The 6,278-nt window shown below is 38.5% G+C and carries 5 protein-coding genes; all 5 read right to left on the reverse strand.

Features of this window, described 5'->3' with window-relative positions:
• Nucleotides 1-467: 467 nt before the first annotated feature.
• The 5 genes from ACTNBR_RS15770 to ACTNBR_RS15790 all read right to left on the reverse strand — a co-directional run bounded on the left by ACTNBR_RS15770 (nucleotide 468) and on the right by ACTNBR_RS15790 (nucleotide 5,909).
• Nucleotides 468-1,448, reverse strand: a complete 981-nt coding sequence (locus ACTNBR_RS15770) for an ABC transporter ATP-binding protein (protein ID WP_427820891.1) — start codon at nucleotides 1,446-1,448, stop codon at nucleotides 468-470.
• 11 nt (nucleotides 1,449-1,459) lie between these two features.
• Complete coding sequence (locus ACTNBR_RS15775; RefSeq protein WP_441019162.1) at nucleotides 1,460-2,437, reverse strand: ABC transporter ATP-binding protein; 978 nt, start codon at nucleotides 2,435-2,437, stop codon at nucleotides 1,460-1,462.
• A complete protein-coding gene (locus ACTNBR_RS15780) occupies nucleotides 2,430-3,290 on the reverse strand; it encodes an ABC transporter permease (RefSeq protein ID WP_427820889.1) in 861 nt (286 codons plus the stop codon). The genes ACTNBR_RS15775 and ACTNBR_RS15780 overlap by 8 nt, the downstream gene beginning before the upstream one ends.
• Nucleotides 3,291-3,300: 10 nt before the next feature.
• Nucleotides 3,301-4,254, reverse strand: coding sequence for an ABC transporter permease (locus ACTNBR_RS15785; protein ID WP_427808861.1), 954 nt, complete (start codon nucleotides 4,252-4,254; stop codon nucleotides 3,301-3,303).
• A 71-nt stretch (nucleotides 4,255-4,325) separates the two neighbouring features.
• Nucleotides 4,326-5,909, reverse strand: a complete 1,584-nt coding sequence (locus ACTNBR_RS15790) for an ABC transporter substrate-binding protein (protein ID WP_441019160.1) — start codon at nucleotides 5,907-5,909, stop codon at nucleotides 4,326-4,328.
• Nucleotides 5,910-6,278 lie beyond the last annotated feature (369 nt).

Raw genomic sequence — 6,278 nt, forward strand, 5'->3', positions numbered from 1 at the left:
ATCTGTCGATTCAACCGTTCTTGAAAAATCTCTTAAAGAATTTTCAGGGTTGTTGTCTATTGTTTAGTTATCAATGTTCTTTCTTCTCTGTCTCGCGACAGCTATATTAGATTATCACATCTTCAAGCTTCTGTCAAGACTTTTTTATTTTTCTTTTTTTGCCGATCCGTTCTTCGGAACTCTGTTCTTCAGAGCGACAGCTTAAATAGATTATCACATCTCTCGACGTTTGTCAACAACTTTTTTTCTTATCAGACTTCTGCATGCCGCCCCCTGGCCTCTGTCTCAGCCCTTTCGGAAATCAGTTATGACCCGCTGCCCGGCTCCTCATTTCTGATTCCTGTCCGGTCAACGAGTCATATCTTACCATTCCATTTCGGAATTGTCAATACTGAATATTTATTTCGCGCAATTCAGTCAATTTACACAATTTCATTTGATTGTTAATTACATTTGAAACACTAAATTCAGTTCACATTTTCCACTCTGTGACAAGCGACATAGTGTCCTTTATCAAATTCACGTAATTTCGGACATTCTTCTTTACATCTTTGTGTCGCATATGGACATCTTGGTGCAAAATGGCAACCTTCCGGCACATCCATAGGGCTCGGCAATTCTCCTTGCAGTTTTATTCTTTCTCGTTTTCTTGCCGTCTCAGGATCCGCAATAGGTATAGCCGAAAGCAATGCCTGCGTATATGGATGGAGCGGATTCTCATACAATTCATTGCTTGTTGTCACTTCAACAAGGTTTCCAAGATACATAACTCCGATTCGAGTACTTATATAACGCACCATTGACAAGTCGTGAGCTGCAAATAAATAAGTAAGTCCAAATTCATTTTGCAAGTCTTCCAGCATATTAACTACTTGAGCCTGAATCGACACATCTAGAGCCGCAATCGGTTCATCGCACATAATAAATTCCGGATTCACGCTTAATGCCCTTGCTATTCCGATTCTTTGTCTCTGTCCTCCCGAAAACTCATAAGGAAACTTTATCAAGTCTTCACTTTTCATACCCACTTTATATAAGAGATATTCCATACGTTCTTTTCTCTCGGCAGCATTCATTCCAATCTGTTTTAATGGCTCTTCCAGAATTTCTTCTACATTCCAAAAAGGATTCAATGCAGAATAAGGATCCTGAAAAATAATCTGCATTTTGTTTTGAAACTGTTTCATTTGTGAAGGTTTCGCAGTTGTGATATCATGTCCCTTATAAGTAAGTGTCCCTCCGGTCACATCATACATACGTATCATTGTTCTTCCAAGCGTTGATTTTCCACATCCGGATTCGCCTACAAGTCCAAACGTTTCCCCTTTTCGAATATCCAAATCTATGTTGTCAACAGCTTTCACGTACTGTGTCTTTCCGCCCAGAAATTTTTTGACAGGAAAGTACTTTTTCAAGCCTTTAGCTGAAATCAATATTTCTTGATTCATCACATTTCCTCCTATTCCTGTTCATTTAAAAAGCACATAGCACGATGTGTTTCGCTATAGTTTTTATACTTCGGCATTTCTTTATAACAGCGTTCCGTCGCATATTCACACCGTTCCGCAAAAGGACAGCCGACCGGAGGATCTATCAATGATGGCGGTACTCCGTCAATCGACTGAAGCCTTTCACCTTCTTTTAAATCCAGTGAAGGAATGGCACGCAATAGTGCTTTCGTATAAGGATGCTTTGGATTATAGAAAATCTCATCTGTCATTCCATTTTCCATAATCAATCCACCATACATAATTGCAATTTTACTGCAGACAGTCGCAACCACTCCCATATCATGTGTGATAAGCACAATCGAGGTGTGATATTCTTGTTCCAATTCTTTAAGCAGGTCGAGAATCTGAGCCTGAATCGTCACATCCAATGCGGTTGTCGGTTCATCCGCAATCAACAGCTGCGGTTCGCAGGCTAACGCCATTGCAATCAAAACACGCTGTCGCATACCTCCAGAAAATTCATGCGGGTATTGCTTAATTCTTTGCTCAGGAACTGGTATTCCTACTTTGCGAAGCATTTCAATTGCTTTTTCTTTCGCTTCCTGTCTGGACAGATTGCTATGGCGCAAAATAACCTCTTCCAACTGACTTCCAATCTTCTTAAGCGGATTCAACGCTGTCATTGGATCCTGAAAAATCATCGTCATCTCTTTGCCTCGGAGCTTGCGATATTCTTCCGTACTCAGTCCAGCTAATTCTTTTCCATTCAACTTCAAAGAATCGTATTCTACTTTGGCATTTTCCGGCAAAATACCCATAACCGCTTTCATTGTAACAGATTTTCCACTTCCGGATTCGCCTACAATTCCCATGATTTCACCTTTTTCTACGGAAAATTCGACTCCTCTGACAGCTTGCACTTCTTGCCCCCGGCTTTTGAATATAGTTTTTAAATTTTTAACTTCTAATACCAACTCTTTACTCATTACTTTCACCTGCCGTTATCTTAGGCTCAACATATACACGAAGTACGTCACCTAATTTGTTAAATGAATATACCGTTAAAATAATTAATATACCTGGTAAAATTGCCATATACGGAGCTTTTTGCAGGTATTGCTGTGAGCTTTGCAGCAAGCTTCCCCAACTAGACATTGGTGCCGCAACTCCAAGTCCCAGGAAGCTCAGTGAACTTTCTGTCATGATGGCATTTGCAATTTCTGCTGTTGCTGCTGTGATAATTGTCGGAAATACAGCTGGCAAAACCTGTTTCACAATAACCATCATTGGATGAACACCTATGAATTTTGCATATTGCACATATTCTCTTTCCTTTGCAGACAAAACTTCCGATCGAACAAGTCTCGCAATTCCCATCCAGCTGAACAATCCGATAACAATGATAATTGATGCAATTCCTTTTTTGAACAACAAGCTCACCACTGTTACCATAATGATCCATGGAATTGCGGAGAATACATCGACAATCCTCATGAGTATACTGTCAACCAGACCACCGAAATATCCGGCAATCATCCCAACCATCACTCCGATTACGATGGATGTGACCATCGCGAGTACACCAACCACTAAAGATACACGACCGCCATAGAGAACACGTACCAGATAATCTCTTCCCAGTTCATCTGTTCCAAACCAGTGTTCGGCTGATGGTCCGCTTAATTTGTTTACAACATCGATTGCATCCGGATCCACATTACAGAACACAATGAAAATACTGATCAAAATAATAATTATCAAATATGCAGCTGCAAACATAGCTTGTCCGTTATGTCTGAACTCATATTTGACATTTTCCCATCTTCTATTCGTTTTCATACTCTCTCCTCTATTGCATAGATTTAATCCGCGGGTCTGTTATACAGTAGAGAACATCTGAAAGTAAATTTCCCAAAATAACTAATGTACCGGAAAGGACAAGAACTGCCATAATAATCGGATAATCCATAGCTGAAATTGCTTTTACAAAATAAGAACCTATTCCCGGCCACGAAAAAATAGTCTCTGTAATAACAGCTCCGGTTACAAGCATCGGTAACGCCATACCCAGCTTCGTAATCAACGGAATCAATACATTTTTGCTTACATGTTTAAATAGAATTTCTGATTTCTTCGCTCCAAACGACTGCTGTACAATAACATAATCTTCTTTAAGCTGAGAAATAGTTGATCCTCTCACATAACGTGTCAAATCAGGTAAAAATCCAATTGTTAATACCATATAAGGCATTGCAAAATGCTGAAGATAATCAATCATACTGTTTTCCAGCCCAATGGTATGCATTCCCATTAATGGAAAGATTTTAAATTTATATCCAAGGAAATACATCATGATCATCGCGATCCAGAATGTAGGTGTCGCTATTCCAATCGAGCAAAAACCGTCAATAATCTTATCCGGCCATCTTCCTTTATTGCTTCCCGCTATCAATCCTAATACAATGGCAAGAAAATATGCAGTTAAATAGGACGGAAGGACTAATTTGATCGTACCTGGTATACGAATCTTGAGATCATATTTAATGCTTGTATGTGATAAAAGAGAATTTCCAAATTCCCCCTGCACAATCTTTCCAAGCCACTTCACGTACTGAACCGGTATTGGATCGTTAAGTCCATATTCTTCTCTTTTTGCCTCAAGCTCTTCTTCAGTCATGCTGTCAGTTCTTAAAGCATCGACTGCATCATATGGCGCCAGATTGATCAATGTAAAACAAATCATAGTTACCAGTATCAAAAGCGGAACGGCCTGCAAAATACGTTTTACGATATATTTTAACATTTAATGACTCCTTTCTCTCACATGAATTAAAGGGAGGTGTCTCCACCTCCCTCTGCCCTAACATAATCATGTTATTTCAGTGTTAACTTAGAGTAATCACCAAATGTGTAAATCGGTGCAAATTTAGCTTCTTCCAAACCACCAACACGTGCATTTGTCACAAGTGTTCTTAAGTTTGTTCCAAATGGATAGAAAATTGCCTCTTCTGAAATTGCTCTTTGAAGTTCATTATAAATCTCTTTACGTTCGGCTTCATCCAAAGTAGCGTTACCTGCAGCAAATAACTGATCCACTTTTTCACTGTTGTACATAATCATATTATCCTTTGTAGTCACGAATAATGAAGAATACATATCCGGATCAACACCCATTACATAACCACCAAGGAAGATATCATGTTCTTTATCCTCTGGATCATAAGCTGTACTCATATAGCCCGCCCAGTTTACACCAGTCAATTCAGCAGTAATTCCAATTGCTTTTAATTCTGCCTGAATTGCAAGAGCCATGTTAGTCTGAACACTATCTTCTTCAACATAACAGATTTTAATTGCCTTCGATCCGTTCGCTGTTAATTCTTTTGCTTTTTCTACATCCTGATCCCATTTTTCAACATCATCTGTATAGTAAGCGCTTGTGTACGGCAAGAAAGAATATCCAAGATTATAGAATGAAGGATCTGTATATGCTGCTGTCATAATCTCATCACGATTCAGAGCATATAAAATACCTTCACGATATTCTTTATTGCTCATTGCCTCTGTATTTGGATTTAATCTCAAGTACGCAACACGACCTTCGCTATAATTTGTGATATTAAATGCCGGATTGTCATTATATGGATCTAACATATCCGGTGTTCCAATCCATGCATCCACTTCTCCATTCTGAAGTGCCAGAGTAGCCGTATCATCTTTTTCAATTATTTTAAAGACAATTGTATCAATATTTGCCTCTCCACATCCATAATTTGGATTTTTCGTAAATTTCAAGTACTGACCTGTTACATATTCTTCCAATTTATAAGGTCCTGAACCCACAACTTCTTCTTCAAGCATATTGATATCGAAAGATCCTCTTCCTTCAAAAATATGTTTTGGCAGAATACTTACTTCTGATGATAAAAGTTCAAATGCACTTGCACAAACTGACGGCAATGTAAATGTAACAGTTGTGTCATCTACCTTTTCCACTTTAATCGGCTGGTTATCGACATAAAGATTTTGACCCTGCGCGTTGATACTGTCATATGTATATACAATATCATCTGCTGTCAACGCTTCGCCATCACTCCATTTCAGACCTTCCTTCAATTTCATTGTGTATACAAGTCCATCTTCAGAAGCTTCCATGCTTTCAGCCAGTATATAATTTACAGATCCGTCAGCGTTGATATAATACGCCGGTGAATATAACAAATGACAAGTCATCAGACCAAATCTGTCATCCGCTGTTAACGGATTCAGAGTATTACCGGTATCTCCACCGATTGCATACGTGAAAACGCCATCAACTCCAGCTACCCCAGATTCTGAATTTTCTGTTGTTTCCTGTTTTTTCTGAGTTTCTTCTGTGCTGCTTTTTCCACCACATCCGGCAAGCATGGCTACTGACATGGTAAGACATAATAACACACTTACAATACGTTTTTTCATATTTTTCCTCCATTTTCTTTTGGGATTCCCCATATAATTGCTTCATGATGATGGTAACATTTCCCATTCCAAAAGTCTAATCATTAATTTAAATACATTTTTCTATATTATTACGATAATCAATAAAACAGTTCAATATATTAGAGTGATAATACACCACTTCATCTCAGTGCCAAAGGAAACAAAATTCATTTATTATTACTATTTTTTTGCACAAAAAAACTGCAAACCTTGTTTCCAAAGTCTGCAGCTATCTCTTTTTATGTACCTTCAAAACCACATACAAAGTTTTATCTCTCCATCCATTTCTTTCCTATCCTACCATTTCAAACTTACTTTCCGCGGAAACCATTCGAGAACTTCGTTCTC

Origin of the sequence: Bariatricus sp. HCP28S3_F11 (assembly GCF_052065395.1) — a bacterium.
Classification (GTDB): Bacteria; Bacillota; Clostridia; order Lachnospirales; family Lachnospiraceae; genus Allocoprococcus.